Source organism: Hymenobacter cavernae (assembly GCF_014641455.1).
In the GTDB taxonomy this organism is placed as follows: domain Bacteria; phylum Bacteroidota; class Bacteroidia; order Cytophagales; family Hymenobacteraceae; genus Hymenobacter; species Hymenobacter cavernae.
The window spans coordinates 994,631-1,012,217 of sequence record NZ_BMHT01000001.1 but is presented as its reverse complement, the minus strand read 5'-3'; the positions used below and the strand labels follow the sequence as shown (position 1 = coordinate 1,012,217).

The following is a 17,587-nucleotide window of genomic DNA, read 5'->3' as shown; positions in this document are numbered from 1 at the left end:
TTCGCACCTACTAAACACCTACTAGACCTAAGATTATGAGTCTTTTTGGAAGTGATAAACTGAAAGGTAAAAGGATTGCCATCGTCGCTACAGATGGCTTTGAGCAAGTAGAGCTTACCAAACCCAAGAAATTCCTCGAAGATGAGGGCGCCGACGTCGACGTGATTTCGCTGAAAAGCGGCTCTATCAAAGGCTGGGACCAGACCGACTGGGGCGACAAAGTGGACGTCGATAAAACGATTGACGAAGTAAGCGTGGCCGACTACGACGCGCTAGTGCTGCCCGGCGGCCAGATTAACCCTGATAAGCTGCGCATCGAACCCGCGGTGGTCAGCTTCGCCAGCGAGTTTATGCGCTCCGGCAAAGTGGTGGCCGCCATCTGCCACGGCCCCTGGACGTTGATCGAAACCGGCTTGGTGCACGGCAAAACCATGACCAGCTGGCCTAGCCTCAAAACCGACCTCAAGAACGCCGGCGCGCACTGGGTCGACGAGGAAGTGGTAGTAGATAAAGGTCTCATCACCAGCCGCAAACCTGATGACATTCCGGCCTTCAACAAGAAGATTGTGGAAGAAATGCTGGAAGGCCAACACGCGCCACGCTCGTAAGAACGGATGCCGTAGGAACGCGCCACGGCGCGTTCGTCGTTGAACGATGCCGCTTCATACCTACTTGCGGGCACGTCGCCCAGACCAGAACGCGCCGTGGCGCGTTCCTACGGTACCCACACAAAACAGGAAAAACCCCGCCGGTGCCACCAGCGGGGTTTTCTGTTTTATGCGAAAAACTGAAAGCTAGCTTTTTACGGCGGCCAGCAGGTTCAGCAGCTCCGCGGCAAAAGAATGATAGCGCAGGTAAAAACCTAGGTCGAAGAGGAACAGAAAGCCGCCTTGCAGCCACAACGACCGGCCAAAGCCCAACAGGCGCTCTGGCAACTGCTGAGATGACGCGGCGCGGGCGCGCAGCCAGCTTCCGCAAGCTAGGTACGCTACATCGAGGCCCGCATTGAACAGCAGAATTTTCTCGGTCGTGAACTGATCGGTGAGGCTGGTGGCGAGGTCCATTCCTTCCACATGATTAGGGTGGGCGCGCAAAACGCCCGCCACCGCCAGTAGCGCATTCACGAAATTCCAGCCGACGTTCATCTGGTGGAAGTAGTGCAGCTCGGTGCGCTTATCGGTGTGGGCCACGAAGTAGCCACTCACCAGCAGGTTGAGCAGCGCCCACGCTCCCAGCGCACCCATGCCATGCTCCAGCAGCAGCTCCCGGCTCTGGTTGATGGCGGCTAACAGGTGCTGGTTGAAGGCAACGGCTTGGTAGTCAGGCATACGGAAGGGAAGCTAGCTTTGCCAGTAAAGTGAAGAACAAAAAAAGGAAGCCCAAACAGGCTTCCTTGTAAAAGAGAATAGCACTCAATAAGTTACTGCGAGAAGCCAAGACCTAGGTACACCTGCAAGGTCTGGTTGTAGACTTTGTTGCCCGCGGGCAAAATAGAGGTCTTGTAAATCTTCGCTAAACCTAGATCATAGCGCGCACCTAAGCGAGCCGGACCAATGCGGGCTTCCAAGCCGCCAACGACACCATAATCTAAGCTATGTAATCCCGCAGCACTGATGCTCAGGTCTCTGTTGATGTTGGCAAGCAATGATACTTGAGGACCAACGTGCACACTTACGTTGTCTAAGAAGTTGTAAACCAGCAGAACAGGTATTTGCAGGTAGTCAAGGCGAACCGTGGAGTCAGCAGAAAGTGTCGCTTTGTTAAGGCGATATCCTTTGCGCGAGTACAAAAACTCCGGCTGGACGGAAAACTTGTTATTCAGGGCAAACTGCGCGTAAATGCCTGCCATGAAGTTGTTCAGGTTGTCGCGGTTAGAAAGGGTATTTTTGTTGTCGCCGTGCACGTTAGAGATGTTCCAGCCGCCTTTCACGCCAAAGCCGTTGTTGCGCGATTCGGTGGTGCCGGGGGCGTAATCGGTGGAGGAACGAACGCCGGGAGGTCCTTCCTGGGCCCGCACCGAAGCAAGCGTGAGCAGAACAAACGTGAGGGAGAGAAGAAGCTTTTTCATAGAGGGAAAGAGGCTAAAGAGCGGGATTTGGAAAAGCGCACTAAATGTTTGTATAATGCTATACTTGCACCTAATGAGAAGGTTGCAACGGCTTACGTGCGCACTTTGAAAATAATTTTCAGGTCGGCTATTCCAAATGCCGGCACAAAGTGTATATTTACTTCCTTCCGGCCGCCGCCAGATGGCTTTGGGGTGTTAGCTCAGCTGGTTCAGAGCGCTACCTTGACAGGGTAGAGGTCACTGGTTCGAGCCCAGTACGCCTCACTAGAAAGCCAGGAGTCCGAAAGTAACCGCCCCTGCCTGGCGGTTATTTTTGTTTTTAGACCTTGGAAGATGATGTGCTGATGAGTTGGTGTCACATCAGCATATTACTTCATCAACACATCAAAAGCATGTTTTCTATTGCCTGGGCGCCTTGCTACGCGCATCCGCTGCCGGCCGGGCACCGTTTTCCCATGCTCAAATACGAGCTGTTGCCTGAGCAATTACTGCGGGAAGGCACCGTAACGGAAGCTAGCTTCTTCACGTCCGTGCCACCGCCGGCAGCCGAAATTTTGCGCACGCACACGGCTGATTACTATTATCGTCTGCAACATGGGCAGCTGACCAGGCAGGAAGAGCGCGTAACCGGGTTTCCGTGGTCGGAGGCGCTGTTTATCAGAGAGATAACTATTCTGGGCGGCACTATCGAATGCGCGCGTCGGGCTTTGCAGCAGGGCATTGCCTTCAACGTAGCCGGGGGCACGCACCACGCCTTCGCCGACCACGGCGAAGGGTTTTGTCTGCTCAACGATCAGGCCGCGGCTGCCAACTACCTGCTGACGCATGAGCCTAGCATTCAGAAGGTTCTGATAATAGATCTGGATGTGCACCAGGGCAATGGCACGGCGGCCATCTTTCAGCACGAACCTAGGGTGTTCACCTTTTCCGTGCACGGCACCCGCAACTACCCGCACCGCAAAGAGCACTCCGACCTGGACTTGGCTTTGCCCGACGGCACGGGCGACGACGCGTACCTGGCATTGCTGGGCGCCACGCTGCCCCGCCTGCTCGACGAAGTAGCCCCCGACTTCATTTTCTACCTGGCCGGCGTCGATGTGCTGGCGACCGACAAGCTAGGCTACCTGGCGCTCAGCCGCGACGGCTGCCGCCAGCGCGACCAATTTGTGCTGGAACTATGTCAGCGCCAGCAAGTTCCGGTAGTCGTGTGCATGGGCGGCGGCTACTCCGAGCGCTTGGTCGACATCATCGAAGCGCACGCGAATACCTTCCGCGTCGCCGCGCACCTCTGGTGAGTGGGTGACTGAGTAAATCATCTGTCATCCTGACGAAGATTCCGCGCATCAAGCGGCGTGACCTTCCTCTTTTTAGCGACAAGCTTTCTTCTCAACGAGAAGCTTCTAATTAACCCCAGAGCTAACTTGGGGCTTTTCGCGTTTAGCTAGGTTTGTCGAAAAGGAGAGGAAGGTCCTTCGCAAGCTCAGGATGACAACGATTTTTACTCAGTCGCTCCGCCGAAGTCATTCTCAATAACAACCTGCCAGCGGAAGGCCCAGCGCCAGCGCAGCTGGTATTTGGTAATGCCGGCACGCTGGAGAAGCTGCTGCCAATCCTGGCGGGTGAAGGCGCGGGCGACGGAAAGCGGCGCGTCGTTTTGCACCAGATAAGAGCCCCGAAACAGCCGCGTAAGCCACTTGATGCTGTAATAAGCCAGCCAATGCCGGTGCAAATCGTTGATAATAACGCAGACACGAGCCTGCCGCTGCCACTGCCGCAGAAGGGTTACGAGCTGCTCGTCGGGGAAGTGGTGGCAAAAGAGACTAGCCGTGATAATATCATATTGCTGCGCCTGAAATGCCGGCGCAAATACATCCGCCTGCTGATACTCAATCTCCGGGTATTGCTGACTGCGCGCCGCGGCGTAGTTCAGCATAAAGGTGTTAGCGTCAATGCCGATGAAAGCTAGCTGCTCTCCGCGCTTTCGCGCCCAGGCAGCCATGCGGCGAAGCGTGTCGCCGCCGCCACAACCTAGGTCTGCCACCTGTAAGCAGGTTTCTTGCCGCGGAAAACGGCGGCGCAACGCGTCCAGCGCCTGCAAAACCGGCGCATAGCCGCCCAGCCAGGTGTTCACGGTTTCCAGCTCGTCCAGATTCCGGCGTAGGTCGTCGGAAGCTAAGGTGAGATTATCCATCAACTCTTCTTCCGTAGCGCGGCGGCTGAAATCCATTGGGAGGCTAGGTTCTGTAAGGCGCATACAGCATAAATGCCCGTAAGGCATCAGTTAAGCCTAGGTTTTATGCTGCGTAGAGATCAGAAAAAGATTAGCTTACAAAGCGGCGCACTCGCAATACGCTACAGTCAGCAGCATCGCTTCCAGGGTCAGACCGGGGCCAAAGGCGAAACTCAGCACCGGCTCTTGGTTGTTGGCGGGCGTTAGGCTTTGCAGCAGCTCGCGCAGCACAAACAGCACCGTCGCCGACGACATGTTGCCGTAGTCGCGCAGCACGCTGTAGGCAAAGCGGTTGTCGTTGGTCGTAAGACCTAGCTCTTTTTCGATAGTCTCCAGAATCTTGCGCCCACCGGGGTGAATAGCAAACGCCTGAATGTCAGCTAGCTCGACGGGTAAGTTACGCAGCAAGCCATCGGTCAGCTGCCGGATGCCCCGCTGAATCATGCGCGGCACGTAAGAAGAAAGCGTCATTTCAAAGCCGAAGTCGTTGATGTGCCACGCCATATCGGCGTGGCCATCCGGCTCTATCTCGCAGTGAAAAGCCGTAAGCGCCAGGCTAGGTCCGTGCTTAGCCGGGCGGCTCCGCACCAGCGCCGCCGCCGAACCATCCCCAAACAAAGCATTTGACACCAGATGATCTTCCTCGTGATTCTTCTGGAAGTGAATGGTACACAGCTCCGTACACACAACCAGAACGCATGCGTCGGCATCGGCCTGGCAAAAAGCTTCGGCCAGCTTCAGGGCGTTGAATGCTGCGTAGCAGCCCATAAAATTGACGCACGTACGCCGAACGGCCGTCGACAAACCTAGGTTCGCGACCAGCTCAATATCCAGCCCCGGCGCATACATGCCCGTGCAACTCACCGTGATAAGGTGCGTAATGGCGCTGGGAGCCACATCCGGCACCTGCCGCAAACAGTCGTGCACGGCGGCCACCGACAGCGGCAAGGCGTGCTCCCGATACACGCCCATGCGCTGGCCGACCGTCGGAAAAGGCTCTAAATCAGGGCTATTAGGGAAGAAGGTAAACTCGCCATTCACCCGCCCGTAGTCTGGCAGCACCGAGTAGCGCTGACCAATACCCGATACCCGGTACAAGGCCTGAAGCTTGCGCGTATCAGGCGCATCAAGTTGCAGCGCCGACGCCATAAAGTCGGCAATCTGAGGCTGAGGAATAAGGTGCGGAGGGGTGGCCGTGCCGATGGCACACAGGTACGTGGTCATTGAGTGCAGTATACGCAATTTACCTGGGCAGTGGTCGGTAAGCCGAACAGGTAAAATTTGGTGCTAAAACGGTTGCCCGTGCGTGCGTTGCATAATGGCGCGCACGGCAGCCGGCCAGTGGCGCAGGCCGCCCACGGCCGCCTCGCTCAGAATCGGGTGCCCAAATAGCCGCTGTACCAGCCGCCCCACGCGCAGGCGTGCCCCAAAATGCACCTGCCAGTCGTGGCGGTAATTGGCTTCCAGCGCCGCCCGATCTAGCTTTCCGGCCAGAAATTTATCGACACCCGCCGCCGCGAGCTGAGCGCCGTGAATGGCCATGGCCATGCCGTTGCCGCAGAGCGGTGTAATGAGCCCCGCCGCATCGCCGCACAGCAGAATATGGTTTTCCACGCAGCTTTTTGGCGCAAATGATATTTCGTTGATCACCTCCGGCTGCGGGTACAGAAACTCCGCTTCCTTGAAAATGCGACTTAGCAGTGGGTTGCGGGCCAGCACCTCCCGTTCCATTTCCGGAATAGTGCCGTGTGCTTTTAAATTCTGCCGCGTGGTGAGGTAGCAAAAGCAGAGCTTATCATCTTCAATGGACGAAATGCCCGCGTAGCCATCGGCAAAGTTGTGCAGCGCAATCACATCACGCGGGTGGTCCAGGCGCAGGTGGTACTTCACCCCTAGGTAAGGCGAGCGTTGCTGAAAGAAGGCTCGCTGAAGTTGCCGGTCCAGGTTGGCGCGCTTGCCGTAGGCACCCAGCACCACGCGCGCCGTTAGCTGCCGGCCATCCGCGAGCTGCACCTGGTGCTGATCGGCGGCAGAGTCGAAAGTAACATCCGTCACCGTGCCGGCCTGGTAAAAAGCCACGCCGCGTGCCGTTGCCAGCTGGTAGAGATAGTGGTCGAGGGTGTAGCGGCTCACGCCAAAGCCACCTAGGTCGAGCGGTGTGGTAAGGGTTCGACCAGCGGGCGAGCTAAGCAAAAAACGGGTAAGCTTGGCCGGCTGTAAAGCGGCCGGCTCCGCACCTAGCCGCCGCAAATAAGGCAGCACTTCGTTCGATACATACTCCCCGCATACTTTGTGGAAAGGGTAAGTTTTGCGCTCAACGACGGCCACCTGGTAGCCACGACCTGCTAAATCCAAGGCTGCCGTCAGGCCGCCCAGGCCACCACCAATAATGAGAACATCCAACTTGCTCAGGAGATAGAAGTAGCTAAAGAGATGATTACAAGGAAAAAAGTAAAATTTGCCGCAAAGTAGAGTTATATTCAAGTCGTTTAATGAATCATTCTCTCTACCTTTGTCAACTTAATTAAGTGGAAGCCGTTAATTACGGTATTCTGCGAGCACTATTCACGCTGGCGTGTTTTTATGATGAAACGGTTACACTTTCTTTGTCTGTTCACCGTGCTGACTCTCGTGGCAACACGTAGCAGCCTTTCCGCTGTGATGGCGCAGCCGGCAACCGAGCGGGTTGCCCCGGCTCCGCGCGGCAGCGACGATAAATCGATGCTTGTTTATCCTAATCCGAGCACCGGCATTGTTCACGTTGCCATCAACGGCTTCGAAGGTCGCCGCTTGGAGCTTCAGATTCTGAACGTTATCGGCTCCGTTATTTACCGCGAAAACCTGAGCGAACTGAATGACCGCTACACCAAAACGCTGGACCTGACCAAGTTCGCCGGCGGTTTGTATTACATCAAAATAGCCTCCGACAATAGCAGCGAAATGCGTAAGCTGGTTATCCGCTAGCTGTTTTCGCCCTATGTTTTCTTGAAAAGCAGCCTAACGGCTGCTTTTTTTATGCGCTACCTAGGTTTCCTTCCGCTCGAAAGCGCCTATAAAAGAACAGCGCCTTCCAACCGAAAGGCGCTGTTTATCAAAAGGCGAATGGCCGTAGGTTAGCGGTTGTTGGCGCGAACTGGCTCGGGCTTCAGCATGGCTTTGATGTTGTCAACCGTATTGAGGGCGAGAATGGCGGTGGCGATAATCAGCCCAAAGAAAATCAGAAGGGACATTGCGGTAGAGATTAAGTAAGAAAAAGCCAGCTTGGTAAGAAACCGTGGAAGCGATTACAAGATACTGACTACTTTATTACTTAACTCCGTAATCAGTAAATGAGTTTAGGTATAATTATGTTCTTTTCGGAGAGAGGAAGCTAGGTGGCAATACTAAGCGGGAAACTCCACCTGTAGCTGCGCAATTACCTGCTCCGTTACGCGTCGAATATTACTTACCCGCTTTTCCAGTTCTTCCCGCTTCATAGGAGTTGACGCGCAAGCCTCAACTTCCCGAATAGTACTGTGCAATGGGCGAACATTCAGGCCGTCGAGTGAGCTTTTGAGATGGTGAGCGGCGGCGCTCAAGGCTTCCCAGCGGCTGTGCTCCAGGTGGTCTTCCAAGTCCCGCACACAAGGCGGCGTCGTCTGGATAAAGAGATGCACCAGACGGCGGACGAAGGCCTCATTGTCGTGGGCTAGGCGGCGGATGCTGCTCAGATCATATAATGGCCCATCATCGGGCTTCGGCGCAGGTGCTTCCTGTACAGGCGCTGCTACAGGTTCTGGCGCTTGCGGCCGCTCGTGTAGCGCAGCCGAAATAACACGGAATAGCTCATCTTCGCGGAAGGGCTTGGACAAATAACCGTCAAGTCCGGCCGCACGATACCGGTCGTTCTCGCCGCTCATGGCGTGGGCCGTCAGGGCAATGACGGGGGTTGCCGCACGTTCGGCGTTGGGGTGCTGGCGCAGCAGCTGCGTAGTGGCAACGCCATCTAAGCCAGGCATTTGGATGTCCATCAGTACCACATCGTAGCGGTGCTGCTGAAACAAGGTAACGGCCTCAGCGCCGGTGCCAGCCGTATCGACGTGCAGGCCCCAGTTGCGCAGTATCGTTTCAACCAGCACCTGGTTGATGCGGTTGTCTTCCGCAAGGAGCACTCGGCGGGCACCTAGGCTATTATAGGAAGGAGCAGGGGTTTCGGCCAACGTAGGAGCTTCCGCTGCATCAGCAAGCGCAAAGGGCAGGCTGAACCGGAACGTGCTTCCTTCGTGGAGCACACTTTCCACTGAGATTTCGCCGCCTAGCAGCTCTACCAGTCCGCGCGAAATACTCAGACCTAGCCCCGAGCCTCCGTATTCGCGGGCCGTGCTATCGGAAGCCTGGGTGAAGGCCTCAAACACGTTTTGAAGCTGATGCGGGGGAATTCCGATGCCCGTATCACGCACTGCGAATTCAAAGCGCAGCGCCTCTTCCGACGTATGCAGCAGCTGGCAGGAAAGCCACACCGAGCCCTGATGGGTGAACTTGATGGCATTGCTGAGCAAGTTGAGCAGCACCTGTCGGAGCCGGTAGGGGTCCCCGATTACATTGGTAGGCACCTCCACTGGTGGCAGCGCCAGTTGGAGCTTAATGCCTTTTTCGGAAGCGCGGGGCAGTAGTGAATGAAGGCTGGACTGTAGCACTTCGCGCAAATCGAATGGCGTGGCTTCGGGTTGTATTTTGCCCGCGCCAATCTGCGCCATAGCTAGGATATCATTGATGACAACCAGCAGGTTTTCCGCCGAGTGACGGATATGGTCGAGGTACTGCCGTTGCTGCTCATCGAGCGGCGTTTTGGCCAGGAGCGAAGCTAGGCCTAGCACGCCATTCATCGGCGTGCGGATCTCATGGCTCATGTTGGCCAGGAAGGCCTGCTTAGCATTAGCGTTTTCCTCGGCGGCCTCCTTCGCGGCGCGCAGCTCGGTCTGGGTTTGCTTAAGCTCAGTGATGTTGCTGGAGACACCTAGCACCTGCACGGTTCCATCCGCTAGCTCAAACGGGCGGCGAATGCTGTAAAACCACATGACCTCCCCATCGGGCCGCGTGAAGGTATCTTCCCCCACAATCTCGCGCCCGGTCGTAATTACCTGCCGGTCATATTGTAGGTGCAGGGCCGCTTCTTCGGGGGCGATAGGCAGCTGATCAGGGTTGGTGCGAATAATCTCCGCCGTGCTCAGACCATACAAATCTGCCGTAGCCCGATTAGCCAGCAGGTAGTTGCCCTGCTCATCCTTCAGATAAACCAAGTGCGGAGTCGTGTCAATTACTTGCCTGAACAAGTGGTTCTGCTCCGCTAGGCGTCTGTTGGCTGCCCGCCGCTGCTCATCCGCCGTTTTCCACTTGGTAATATCTTCCGCAATGCCAACGATCTGTTGCACAACACCATTCTCATCGCGCTCGAAGGGCGAATGGCTCAGGCGTAGCCATCGTACGAAGCCGTTGCGGTGAATCATATACACTTCCAGATTCAGAATCTGTCCATCGTCTAGCTTTTGCGACTCGCGCATGTGCCGTTCGATGCGGCGCACTTCGGAAGCTGGGAACAAGTTCGGCAACACGCTCGCGCCCATTTGCAGAAGCTCCTCACTGGTATACCCGAGTAAGCTGCTCGCTTGGCGGTTGGTGTAAGCGTTGCTCTGCGTCTTCAGATCGAAGATGTAGATCAGGTTAGGAGCCGTATTGGCAACCCGCTCGACAAACAGCTGACTCTGCCGCAAGGCTAGCTCAGTGGTGCGCTTCTTGGTAATATCCTGAGCACTAATTACTACTTGCAGCGCCTGACCGTCAGAATCCTGGGTGAATACGGTACTCACGAAGCGAAACCATCTAGGGGTGCCGTCGCGGCGCAGCAGCCGGTATTCAGTCGTAACTGTCTGCCCATCAGTTAGGCGTTGATGAGCGGTTAATTGCTGTTTCAGTAAGTGTCGGTCTTCCGGCACTACGAGCTGAATCAAGCCAGTGCTATCTAGGGCCAGCAGCTCCGCCTCTGAGTAACCTAGTAAATGATAGCACTGCCGGTTAGAATAAGTAACCCGTTGTGCTTCTATATCATACAGTAAGACAAGGATTGGTACCGTATCGTTGATACGCGCCACAAACAGCTGACTACGCAGCAGGTCGGCTTCGGCACTACGCCGGGCAGTGATGTCCGTCAGATAAACGTTGGTACTTTCTTCCTGGGGCAGTGGCACTACCGTCCAGAGATAAAAGCGGTCGGCAAGCTGCCGCTCTGATGTGCGGGGCTGCCCCTCTGCCAGCGCATCAGCTATTTCCCGCAGCAAATGCGCCTGGCAGGCTTGTTCGGTAGGAGCAGCGAGGGCCGTCAGCACGCTTTCGGCGGCCGAGTTGGCGTACAGCGCCTGACCAGCCCGGTTGAAGTGAATGATCGGGTAGGGGCTTTGCTCCGCCAACCGGGAAAGCTCCTGCACGCGCTGCTGAATCTGCTGCTGCTGGGTTACGTTCTCGAAGCTCCACAAGTGAAGCATAGTTTGTCCGTTCTGCACAACGGGCAAGTAGTCGCACTGCAGGATCTTGCCATCCGTCAGCGTGGTGAGCATGCCCGTGACCCTTTCCTGGCCGGCTACAACTGCTCGCAGTTGGATCCGTACCGCTTCGAAATCCTGGAACCCAATGGTGATCTTACTGAAAAGATCATCATAATGCTGACCAGCGTACAGTTCAGGCGGATCAGGTAGCCCAAACAAGTTGCACAGACGTTCATTAACTAACGCCACGACCCAGTTCTGAGTAAGCACCATCACGGCCGTGCTCATCGTTTGGAACAACGCCGAGGCTTGGCGGGCAGCCGCTATATCCTGTTGCTGAATTCGCTCGCGTAAGGTGCGGAGCTCGTCGGTAGTAGTTGCTTGCGTCCGGCGTGCCCATTGCAGCTGCCGATGCAGATGTCGTAATCCAATTGAGCTCATTTTATAGTACAGAAAGATGGCTGGTCAGCGGATACGGACCTCATTATTTTGTACCATGCGATAAATGGTAGACTTGCCGATTTGCAGTTTGGCCGCTACCTGCAAAATGTTGCCTTTGTACGCATCGAGGTAGCGCTGCACGATGTTGGCAGTTTGCGCCCGCAGCGACTCGTCTTGTGGCGCTTCGTCTGTTTCGCTAACGGTCATACCCGCTGATTGCCGGCGTAAGGACAACGCTTGGGCCTGAATAATCTCTCCATCTGTTAGAACAGCAGCTAGCTCTATCACCGCTTTCAGCTCACGGATGTTGCCGGGGAAGGGATACTGAAGTAGCAGTTGCTGAGCGTCAGGAGAGAGCCTGCTGTTAGGCAGATTGTTCTGGGTACAGAATTCCTGTAAGAAAGCCTCTGCCAGCAACAACACATCCTGCCCACGCTCGCGCAGCGGCGGCAGCACGATGGGTAAACCTAGCAACCGATAGTATAAGTCCTCACGGAAGCGGCCCTGCTGCACTTCCTGGGCTAGGTCGCGGTGCGTGGCCACCATCAGACGCGCATCAAACGGAATCGTGGAAGTGCCACCCAGCCGATTCACTTCGCGCTCCTGTAGCACGCGCAGTAGCTTGGCTTGCAGGCTTAAGTCAAGCTCCGCAATTTCATCCAGGAAGAGCGTGCCCTTGTGTGCTTCCTCAAAACGACCAATTCGCCGATTCACGGCACCTGTGAAAGCGCCTTTCTCATGGCCAAACAGCTCGCTTTCCAACAACTCGCGCGGAATAGCCGCGACGTTGATGGCCACAAATGCATGATTGCTCCGCTCCGACTGGAAGTGGATGGCTTTGGCTACCAGCTCCTTGCCTGTTCCGGTTTCGCCGCTTATCGAAACCGTGATGTTCGTGCGAGCAGCTTTTTCAATTAACGAAAAGACGTGGCGCATCTGTTGGCTGCTGCCTAAAATCGCACGTTTAGGATCGTACTTACGGCCAATCTGCTCGCGCAGGCGGGCGTTTTCTTGGCGCAAAGCTAGCTGCTTACCTACGTTCCCGACGGCGTTCCAAAGGCGGTCGGCCGTTTCCTCATCTTTTACCAGATAGTCGTAGGCGCCTTGCCGCAGCAGACCAATGGCCGTGCGAATATCTTCCTGCCCTGAAATAATAATAACGGCTACATCCGGCAGGCGCTCTTTGATCTGGCGGAACACCTGGTCGCCCTTGCCATCCGGCAAAGAATAATCCAGCGTAATCAGGTCCGGCTGCTCACCTAGGTTTGCCAAGCAATCCTTGGCTGTGGTGAAGCGGCGCACTGTATAATCCGGATTCTGGGCGAGTTTATACTCCAGTAGTTCACCATACCAGAGATTATCCTCTACGATGAAAATTGTAATAGGTAAAGAACTAGTCATGCGATAATAATCATCCAGCGGAAAGGCAGGCTACTCATTGTCTTGTTCCGGATTATACCGGGGCAAGCCAAGCGTTGCACCCTTAGGTGCTGCCTTCCAACGGGCGTATGCAATAAAGTGTGAGTGAAAGTAGGAAGAGCGTTTTTATGCGAGTATAAGCCCCAGAACCTGGCTTGCCAAACTTTCCCAAAATAGCACGCGCAATCTAATAATGGGAGCTTATTAAGGTTTCATTATATGTATACCATGTTGATTATCAGATATATAGCATAGTTGTAGTAAGGTGGAAGCATAATTGCATTTATTAAGGAAATACGTTTGAATATGTAAAACTCAGCTCTACCCTTATGGCCTACCCTATTTGCTTGTACCCGGCGACGTTACGTCACCTTGTCTGCCTGTTGGTTCTGGTCTTCTATACGTATAAAGCTTCTGCACAAAACCCGGACGTTATCTACTCCGCAAAGATAGTAAGTGCGGATGAAAGAAAATGTTTAGCTTTTGTATGTAGCTCTGGTTGCGAAAACGCTGCTGCCCTGACCACAGAGAATGAAACAGACTACATGGTTCTGGATCCGGCGTTGCTAGGTGCTTCGAGCAAGGTGCGGGTGCAACTGGCCCGCAGTGTGCCTGCTGACTCTCGGGCCGGTTCTATCTTCGGCATCCTGGCGGGCGTGGCCTGTTCAGCCACGCTGAATACGCGGCTCGCCAGCTCGGTCGGCGCCAACTACTAGGCGGGTTTTGTGGTGTGCAACCCTATTCTATCGAATATCCTACGTTTTTATCCTTCGTGAAAGTAAAAGCCCCGCTGTGCAGGTCAGTGGGGCTTTTCGCATTTAAGGCAGTTCTGATAAGCTTCTTCCTAGTGTTCGGCAGCGGGTAAGCCAACGGTTCCTTCTTCCGTGATGGGGGCGTTGTTCATGTACGACCGGAAGCTGAGCGCCACTTCGCTGGAGATAGAGCTAGCCTGCGCCGTGACGCGGCGGCTGTTGTGCGTTTTAGCATCGCTACGATCTGCGGCGAACTCCGCAATGAATTCGTCCAGTGGCTTGGTGCCGACCACTTTACCTGTGGTCGTAACGACCCGGAAGTTGTTGACGAAGTAAGTGTAGCCTTGGCTGGTAGTACGGAACACAAAGTCAAAATAAAGCACGGTCGGTAGATCCTTGCCGGCGCTGTTCACCGGCGAAACTTTGCTCGTGCCGGTCACGCGCACCTCGTGGGCACTCGCGTTGGCTTTAAAGTCGGTGGTGGGCTGCTTGGGGAAATGATTCTGTACCCAATCCGTAGCGCGCAAATACAGCTCCGCGGTGGTGTTGTCGCTACTTACCTGTTCCGTCGATTCGATAGGGGCGGTGCTTTGGGCGTGAGCCGTGGAGGCCACCGTTAGCAAGCCGCCAAACAACAATCCTAGTACTACTTTTTTCATATTCATGCCAGTATGCAGCTCAAGCCAGAGCCAATGAGACAAAGCCACGTGTCGGTTAGAGGGTTGAACATTATTGATGCCATTGTCGGAGGAAATGAGCAAATGAATGCTGCTGGCAACAATGGTTCAGGAGAAAAAGGAGGTGGTTTGCCTCGATTTGACGGTGCAATAGTTAAGATTTATAAATTGTACTTTATTAATAAAAGCTAATTTGCTGAAGCTTAGTGTAGACCTAGGTAAAGCCATGAGCTAATCAAGAATACCTAGGTTGTTCTACCGAAGTAGTGAGTTTATTTCTTGTAAACTAAGCTGATATTCAACGAGATGCAACGGATAGATATAGTGGATGTAGCTTTGCTATTACAAATAGGCTGCCAAGGCGACTTAGTGATTTCTTAATATTAATTTAATGACCCATGTTATCAAATTGTAAATTAGTTAGTACCTTTGTTACGTGCTTCAGCTAAACACCAACCATGTGATGAAGCGCGGGACGCTGCAAGACGCCGTCCTGCGAGAAGACCAGAAGGTCTTTTCCTCCGTTGGCTCTTCTGTTTTTCGGCTTTTATTCCGTTCACCGCTCCGGTTTCCGTAGCGGTTTTTTTATGTCCGACCGAATTGGTCGGGGCGAGTTTCTAGTGCTTTCAAGCTTCATTCAGAACCAGTTTAGCCCAACCGGTATCATGCAAGACACCACCACCCTCGCCCAACAAATCTCGGCTGCGGCCTCCGTTGCTACTTGCAGCATAAACTTGAGCACGGACCCCAAACGAATAGCCATCATCAAAGTGTGGAATGCTATGCTCCGCGGTGCTCGCAAGTATGTTGAGTCCGAAGGCTTTGTTTGTAACGTGAAGCTGCACTCGGGTGCTGGCGTTAGCATGGCGCGCGTGGCGCAGTTCATCCTCAGCCAAACAGACACCCACGACTGTGTACCGTTCCTGATCAACCGCGAGAACGTTATCTAAGCTGCTGACTACTAAGGCGCCCGGTGAAAGCCGGGCGCTTTTGCTTTTTAGGAGAGTGTCATTTCACCCCTGCTTACCTAGCCTTTATAAGAGAGAGGATAAAGGCTAGAATCATAACTCAAAACATTCATGCTATGCAACTGGGAACACATATTTTAAAGAACCCCATCTGCCTAGCCGCCGCGCCGTGGCAGCTTAATGGAACGGGATATGAGCAACTTGGCGCTATTTTCACGCGCACCGTCACGATGGAGCCCAAGCCGGGGCTCTACGAAGAAGGAATTTGGCAGGTAGCCGACCAAACGCTGCTGAACGCCACCAACATGCGCACCGAAAGCGCAGAAATATTAGTGAATGAGCACTTGCCGAACCTGTGCCGCTATGGTGTGCCGGTGTTGGTGAGTATCACGGCGCCTGGTATTCCAGGGTTTCGCAAAATCGCGCGCTTCCTAAAGCGCGAAGCCGGCGACCAAATTGCGGGCGTGGAAGTCTACATCACCACTCATGACACAAGCAAAGGCTACGAATTGAACGCCAAGTTCGTGCGGGAAGCGACGCAGGCTGTGCGCAACGAGCTAGGTCGCGATGCCGCGGTAGTCGTGAAGCTGCCCCCGTGGCCGGAGCATATCCGCAGCCTAGCTATCGGCGCCCAAGAAGGAGGTGCTTCGGCGCTGGCTGCCACCAACACGCTGAAAGCCTTACACCTACCTGACGATGCTACGGGCGATGTACTAGCAGGGGGGTTGTCGGGGGAGGCACTACGTCCCGTGGCGCTGCGCTGCGTGTACGAGCTAGCCCACGATGAACGGGTGACGTTGCCTATTTTTGGGACGGGCGGTATCTTCACGGCGGGTCATGTTACCGATTACCTGCGGGTAGGTGCCAGCGCGGTGCAGATTGCCAGCGGCGAATGGCTGGAGCCCGGCTTGTCGGCTCGCCTCGCCTCGGAGTGCGCCCACTTGAAGCCCAACGCAGTAAAGTTGTAAGTCAAGAAGTACGGCCTCCGCGCCGCTTGAGTAACTCTGTTAACTGTCGCCCAGCGACATGCAAAACCTAGGTTTTGCTTACCACCCAAGTTCTATGGAAAAACTCATTCAACGTGTTCAGCAAGCCGACTCCCTGGTATGTGTGGGCTTGGACCCCATCGGAGCGGACGACCAAGTGCTAGCGCGCCTGCACGAAGTAATCGACCAAACGGCCCCGTACGTAGCGGCTTTCAAGCCCAACCTAGCTTTTTTTCTGTCGCGGCCCGATGGCGTGAACTTGCTGCGCATTGTGATTGATCGGGTGCCGAAGGATATACCCGTGATTCTGGATGGTAAGTTCGGCGACATCGCCAATACGGCCGAGCACTACGCCCGCTTCGCCTACGAAGTGGTGGGAGCGGATGCCGTAACGGTGAACCCGTACATGGGCGACGATGCCATCGTGCCGTTTGCTCAGCCGGGCAAGATGGTGTTCGTTTTGGCGAAGACCTCCAACAAACCAACCCATTCCTTGCAAGACGTGGCCCTGACCCGCGGCGGCTACCTCAGCGACCTAGCCGCCGGTGTGGCCAAGGAGCTAGACAATCAGCATCACAACATTGGGCTGGTAGTAGGCGCTACGAACCCCGAGGCCCTTGCCCGCGTGCGCCAAGCCTGCCCCGACCAGTGGTTCCTGATACCCGGCATTGGGGCCCAAGGCGGTGACCTAGCTTCTACGCTCCAAGCAGGGCTGCGGCCCGATGGGCAAGGGGTTCTCATTAACTCTTCGCGGGCTATTTGGCAGGCGGCTGATGCCGGTGCTGCTGCCCGCGAACTACAGCAACAAATCAATTCGTATCGTCCTGCCGTCATCAATGCCTAACTCTCAAGTCGAAGCAAATTCTTTGGAAAGCCAACTGGTGCAGGAAGACGCCCTGCTACGCGGGCATTTCCGCCTTTCTTCCGGTCTGCACTCCGATACTTACGTGCAGTGTGCCCGCTTCCTGCGTCGCCCCGACCTAGCTGCTCCGGCAGCCGCTACGCTGGCCGCGCAGATCCGCGAAGCTGGCTTGCAGCCCGATACGGTGGTGGGCCCAGCCATGGGTGGCGTCGTGATTGGGTATGAGCTAGCCCGGCAGCTCGGCGTGCCCGGCATCTTCACCGAACGCGACGATACGGGGCAGATGACCCTGCGCCGTGGCTTCACGGTGCAGCCCGGCGAGCGAATTATTATTGCCGAAGACGTGGTAACTACGGGCAAGAGTACCAACGAAGTAGCTCGGCTGCTGACGAGCCTTGGAGCGGAAATTTTGGCCGTTGCAAGTTTAATTGACCGCACGGGTGGGAAAGCTGAGCTAAGTTTTCCGAACTTTGCACTGCTGCCGGTCACGGCGGCCACCTACGCACCCGATGATTGCCCGCTGTGTCGGGCAGGTATTCCGGTGGTGAAACCCGGCAGTCGGCCGGAGAAAGCGTTTTCTTAAACCTACCTAGCTTGTCGGTTAGGCAAGGCATTCCTGGTCCTGTTCCCGCACCATATATATAATGAGTGGGAAACGAGCTGGGA

At 55.2% G+C, this 17,587-nt stretch carries 17 protein-coding genes and 1 tRNA gene; 10 read left to right on the top strand and 8 right to left on the bottom strand.

Going from position 1 to position 17,587, the window contains the following annotated elements; genetic code table 11:
- The first annotated feature begins 35 nt into the window (after positions 1 to 35).
- On the top strand, positions 36 to 608 hold the full coding sequence (locus IEX74_RS04235) for a type 1 glutamine amidotransferase domain-containing protein (protein WP_188811226.1): 573 nt from the start codon (positions 36 to 38) through the stop codon (positions 606 to 608).
- A gap of 186 nt (positions 609 to 794) precedes the next feature.
- On the opposite strand, the gene IEX74_RS04230 is transcribed toward IEX74_RS04235, so the two are convergent.
- Positions 795 to 1,328, bottom strand: coding sequence for a DUF6992 family protein (locus IEX74_RS04230; protein ID WP_188811224.1), 534 nt, complete (start codon positions 1,326 to 1,328; stop codon positions 795 to 797).
- Positions 1,329 to 1,420: 92 nt separating this feature from the next.
- On the bottom strand, positions 1,421 to 2,068 hold the full coding sequence (locus IEX74_RS04225; RefSeq protein ID WP_188811222.1) for a porin family protein: 648 nt from the start codon (positions 2,066 to 2,068) through the stop codon (positions 1,421 to 1,423).
- A 189-nt stretch (positions 2,069 to 2,257) separates the two neighbouring features.
- On the opposite strand from IEX74_RS04225, the gene IEX74_RS04220 reads away from it, so the two are divergent.
- Both IEX74_RS04220 and IEX74_RS04215 read left to right on the top strand, forming a co-directional pair.
- Positions 2,258 to 2,332: transfer RNA gene (locus tag IEX74_RS04220), tRNA-Val, on the top strand.
- Between the two features lie 128 nt (positions 2,333 to 2,460).
- On the top strand, positions 2,461 to 3,363 hold the full coding sequence (locus IEX74_RS04215) for a histone deacetylase family protein (protein ID WP_188811220.1): 903 nt from the start codon (positions 2,461 to 2,463) through the stop codon (positions 3,361 to 3,363).
- Between the two features lie 203 nt (positions 3,364 to 3,566).
- Here IEX74_RS04215 and IEX74_RS04210 read toward each other — a convergent pair whose 3' ends face one another.
- From IEX74_RS04210 to IEX74_RS04200, 3 genes are all read right to left on the bottom strand, one after another.
- Positions 3,567 to 4,322, bottom strand: a complete 756-nt coding sequence (locus IEX74_RS04210; RefSeq protein ID WP_229755108.1) for a methyltransferase domain-containing protein — start codon at positions 4,320 to 4,322, stop codon at positions 3,567 to 3,569.
- A gap of 72 nt (positions 4,323 to 4,394) precedes the next feature.
- Positions 4,395 to 5,522, bottom strand: coding sequence for a type III polyketide synthase (locus IEX74_RS04205; RefSeq protein ID WP_188811218.1), 1,128 nt, complete (start codon positions 5,520 to 5,522; stop codon positions 4,395 to 4,397).
- A gap of 63 nt (positions 5,523 to 5,585) precedes the next feature.
- Positions 5,586 to 6,701 carry an NAD(P)/FAD-dependent oxidoreductase gene (locus IEX74_RS04200; RefSeq protein WP_188811216.1) on the bottom strand — a complete coding sequence of 372 codons (1,116 nt, stop codon included), beginning with the start codon at positions 6,699 to 6,701 and terminating at the stop codon, positions 5,586 to 5,588.
- A 228-nt stretch (positions 6,702 to 6,929) separates the two neighbouring features.
- Here IEX74_RS04200 and IEX74_RS04195 point away from each other — a divergent pair, with 228 nt between their 5' ends.
- Positions 6,930 to 7,262: a T9SS type A sorting domain-containing protein gene (locus IEX74_RS04195; protein ID WP_229755107.1), complete on the top strand. Its 333-nt coding sequence runs from the start codon at positions 6,930 to 6,932 to the stop codon at positions 7,260 to 7,262.
- A gap of 419 nt (positions 7,263 to 7,681) precedes the next feature.
- Here the strand turns inward: IEX74_RS04195 and IEX74_RS04190 are convergent, their stop codons facing one another.
- Together IEX74_RS04190 and IEX74_RS04185 are read right to left on the bottom strand one after the other, a co-directional pair.
- Positions 7,682 to 11,257, bottom strand: a complete 3,576-nt coding sequence (locus IEX74_RS04190; protein WP_188811213.1) for a PAS domain S-box protein — start codon at positions 11,255 to 11,257, stop codon at positions 7,682 to 7,684.
- A gap of 24 nt (positions 11,258 to 11,281) precedes the next feature.
- Positions 11,282 to 12,658 (bottom strand): sigma-54-dependent transcriptional regulator, encoded by a 1,377-nt coding sequence (locus tag IEX74_RS04185; RefSeq protein WP_188811211.1) that lies wholly within the window; start codon positions 12,656 to 12,658, stop codon positions 11,282 to 11,284.
- Between the two features lie 347 nt (positions 12,659 to 13,005).
- On the opposite strand from IEX74_RS04185, the gene IEX74_RS04180 reads away from it, so the two are divergent.
- Positions 13,006 to 13,392, top strand: coding sequence for a hypothetical protein (locus IEX74_RS04180; RefSeq protein WP_188811209.1), 387 nt, complete (start codon positions 13,006 to 13,008; stop codon positions 13,390 to 13,392).
- Between the two features lie 128 nt (positions 13,393 to 13,520).
- On the opposite strand, the gene IEX74_RS04175 is transcribed toward IEX74_RS04180, so the two are convergent.
- Positions 13,521 to 14,087 carry a DUF4468 domain-containing protein gene (locus IEX74_RS04175; RefSeq protein WP_188811207.1) on the bottom strand — a complete coding sequence of 189 codons (567 nt, stop codon included), beginning with the start codon at positions 14,085 to 14,087 and terminating at the stop codon, positions 13,521 to 13,523.
- Positions 14,088 to 14,099: 12 nt separating this feature from the next.
- Here IEX74_RS04175 and IEX74_RS04170 point away from each other — a divergent pair, with 12 nt between their 5' ends.
- The 5 genes from IEX74_RS04170 to pyrE all read left to right on the top strand — a co-directional run bounded on the left by IEX74_RS04170 (position 14,100) and on the right by pyrE (position 17,504).
- Positions 14,100 to 14,297 carry a hypothetical protein gene (locus IEX74_RS04170; RefSeq protein WP_188811205.1) on the top strand — a complete coding sequence of 66 codons (198 nt, stop codon included), beginning with the start codon at positions 14,100 to 14,102 and terminating at the stop codon, positions 14,295 to 14,297.
- Positions 14,298 to 14,692: 395 nt separating this feature from the next.
- Positions 14,693 to 15,055 carry a hypothetical protein gene (locus tag IEX74_RS04165; RefSeq protein ID WP_188811204.1) on the top strand — a complete coding sequence of 121 codons (363 nt, stop codon included), beginning with the start codon at positions 14,693 to 14,695 and terminating at the stop codon, positions 15,053 to 15,055.
- 134 nt (positions 15,056 to 15,189) lie between these two features.
- On the top strand, positions 15,190 to 16,041 hold the full coding sequence (locus IEX74_RS04160; RefSeq protein WP_188811202.1) for a dihydroorotate dehydrogenase: 852 nt from the start codon (positions 15,190 to 15,192) through the stop codon (positions 16,039 to 16,041).
- Between the two features lie 94 nt (positions 16,042 to 16,135).
- Positions 16,136 to 16,903 carry an orotidine-5'-phosphate decarboxylase gene (gene pyrF, locus IEX74_RS04155; protein WP_188811200.1) on the top strand — a complete coding sequence of 256 codons (768 nt, stop codon included), beginning with the start codon at positions 16,136 to 16,138 and terminating at the stop codon, positions 16,901 to 16,903.
- Positions 16,896 to 17,504, top strand: coding sequence for an orotate phosphoribosyltransferase (pyrE, locus tag IEX74_RS04150; protein WP_086592094.1), 609 nt, complete (start codon positions 16,896 to 16,898; stop codon positions 17,502 to 17,504). Before pyrF ends, pyrE begins: the two co-directional genes overlap by 8 nt.
- The last annotated feature ends 83 nt before the right edge of the window (positions 17,505 to 17,587 follow it).

What these genes read in the sequence shown, in the direction of transcription:
- IEX74_RS04235 (WP_188811226.1), top strand. Translation starts at nt 36, where the DNA reads ATGAGTCTTTTTGGAAGTGATAAACTGAAAGGTAAAAGGATTGCCATC.
- IEX74_RS04230 (WP_188811224.1), bottom strand. Translation starts at nt 1,328, where the DNA reads ATGCCTGACTACCAAGCCGTTGCCTTCAACCAGCACCTGTTAGCCGCC.
- IEX74_RS04225 (WP_188811222.1), bottom strand. Translation starts at nt 2,068, where the DNA reads ATGAAAAAGCTTCTTCTCTCCCTCACGTTTGTTCTGCTCACGCTTGCT.
- IEX74_RS04215 (WP_188811220.1), top strand. Translation starts at nt 2,461, where the DNA reads ATGTTTTCTATTGCCTGGGCGCCTTGCTACGCGCATCCGCTGCCGGCC.
- IEX74_RS04210 (WP_229755108.1), bottom strand. Translation starts at nt 4,322, where the DNA reads ATGCGCCTTACAGAACCTAGCCTCCCAATGGATTTCAGCCGCCGCGCT.
- IEX74_RS04205 (WP_188811218.1), bottom strand. Translation starts at nt 5,522, where the DNA reads ATGACCACGTACCTGTGTGCCATCGGCACGGCCACCCCTCCGCACCTT.
- IEX74_RS04190 (WP_188811213.1), bottom strand. Translation starts at nt 11,257, where the DNA reads ATGAGCTCAATTGGATTACGACATCTGCATCGGCAGCTGCAATGGGCA.
- IEX74_RS04185 (WP_188811211.1), bottom strand. Translation starts at nt 12,658, where the DNA reads ATGACTAGTTCTTTACCTATTACAATTTTCATCGTAGAGGATAATCTC.
- IEX74_RS04180 (WP_188811209.1), top strand. Translation starts at nt 13,006, where the DNA reads ATGGCCTACCCTATTTGCTTGTACCCGGCGACGTTACGTCACCTTGTC.
- IEX74_RS04175 (WP_188811207.1), bottom strand. Translation starts at nt 14,087, where the DNA reads ATGAAAAAAGTAGTACTAGGATTGTTGTTTGGCGGCTTGCTAACGGTG.
- IEX74_RS04170 (WP_188811205.1), top strand. Translation starts at nt 14,100, where the DNA reads ATGCAGCTCAAGCCAGAGCCAATGAGACAAAGCCACGTGTCGGTTAGA.
- IEX74_RS04165 (WP_188811204.1), top strand. Translation starts at nt 14,693, where the DNA reads ATGTCCGACCGAATTGGTCGGGGCGAGTTTCTAGTGCTTTCAAGCTTC.
- IEX74_RS04160 (WP_188811202.1), top strand. Translation starts at nt 15,190, where the DNA reads ATGCAACTGGGAACACATATTTTAAAGAACCCCATCTGCCTAGCCGCC.
- pyrF (WP_188811200.1), top strand. Translation starts at nt 16,136, where the DNA reads ATGGAAAAACTCATTCAACGTGTTCAGCAAGCCGACTCCCTGGTATGT.
- pyrE (WP_086592094.1), top strand. Translation starts at nt 16,896, where the DNA reads ATGCCTAACTCTCAAGTCGAAGCAAATTCTTTGGAAAGCCAACTGGTG.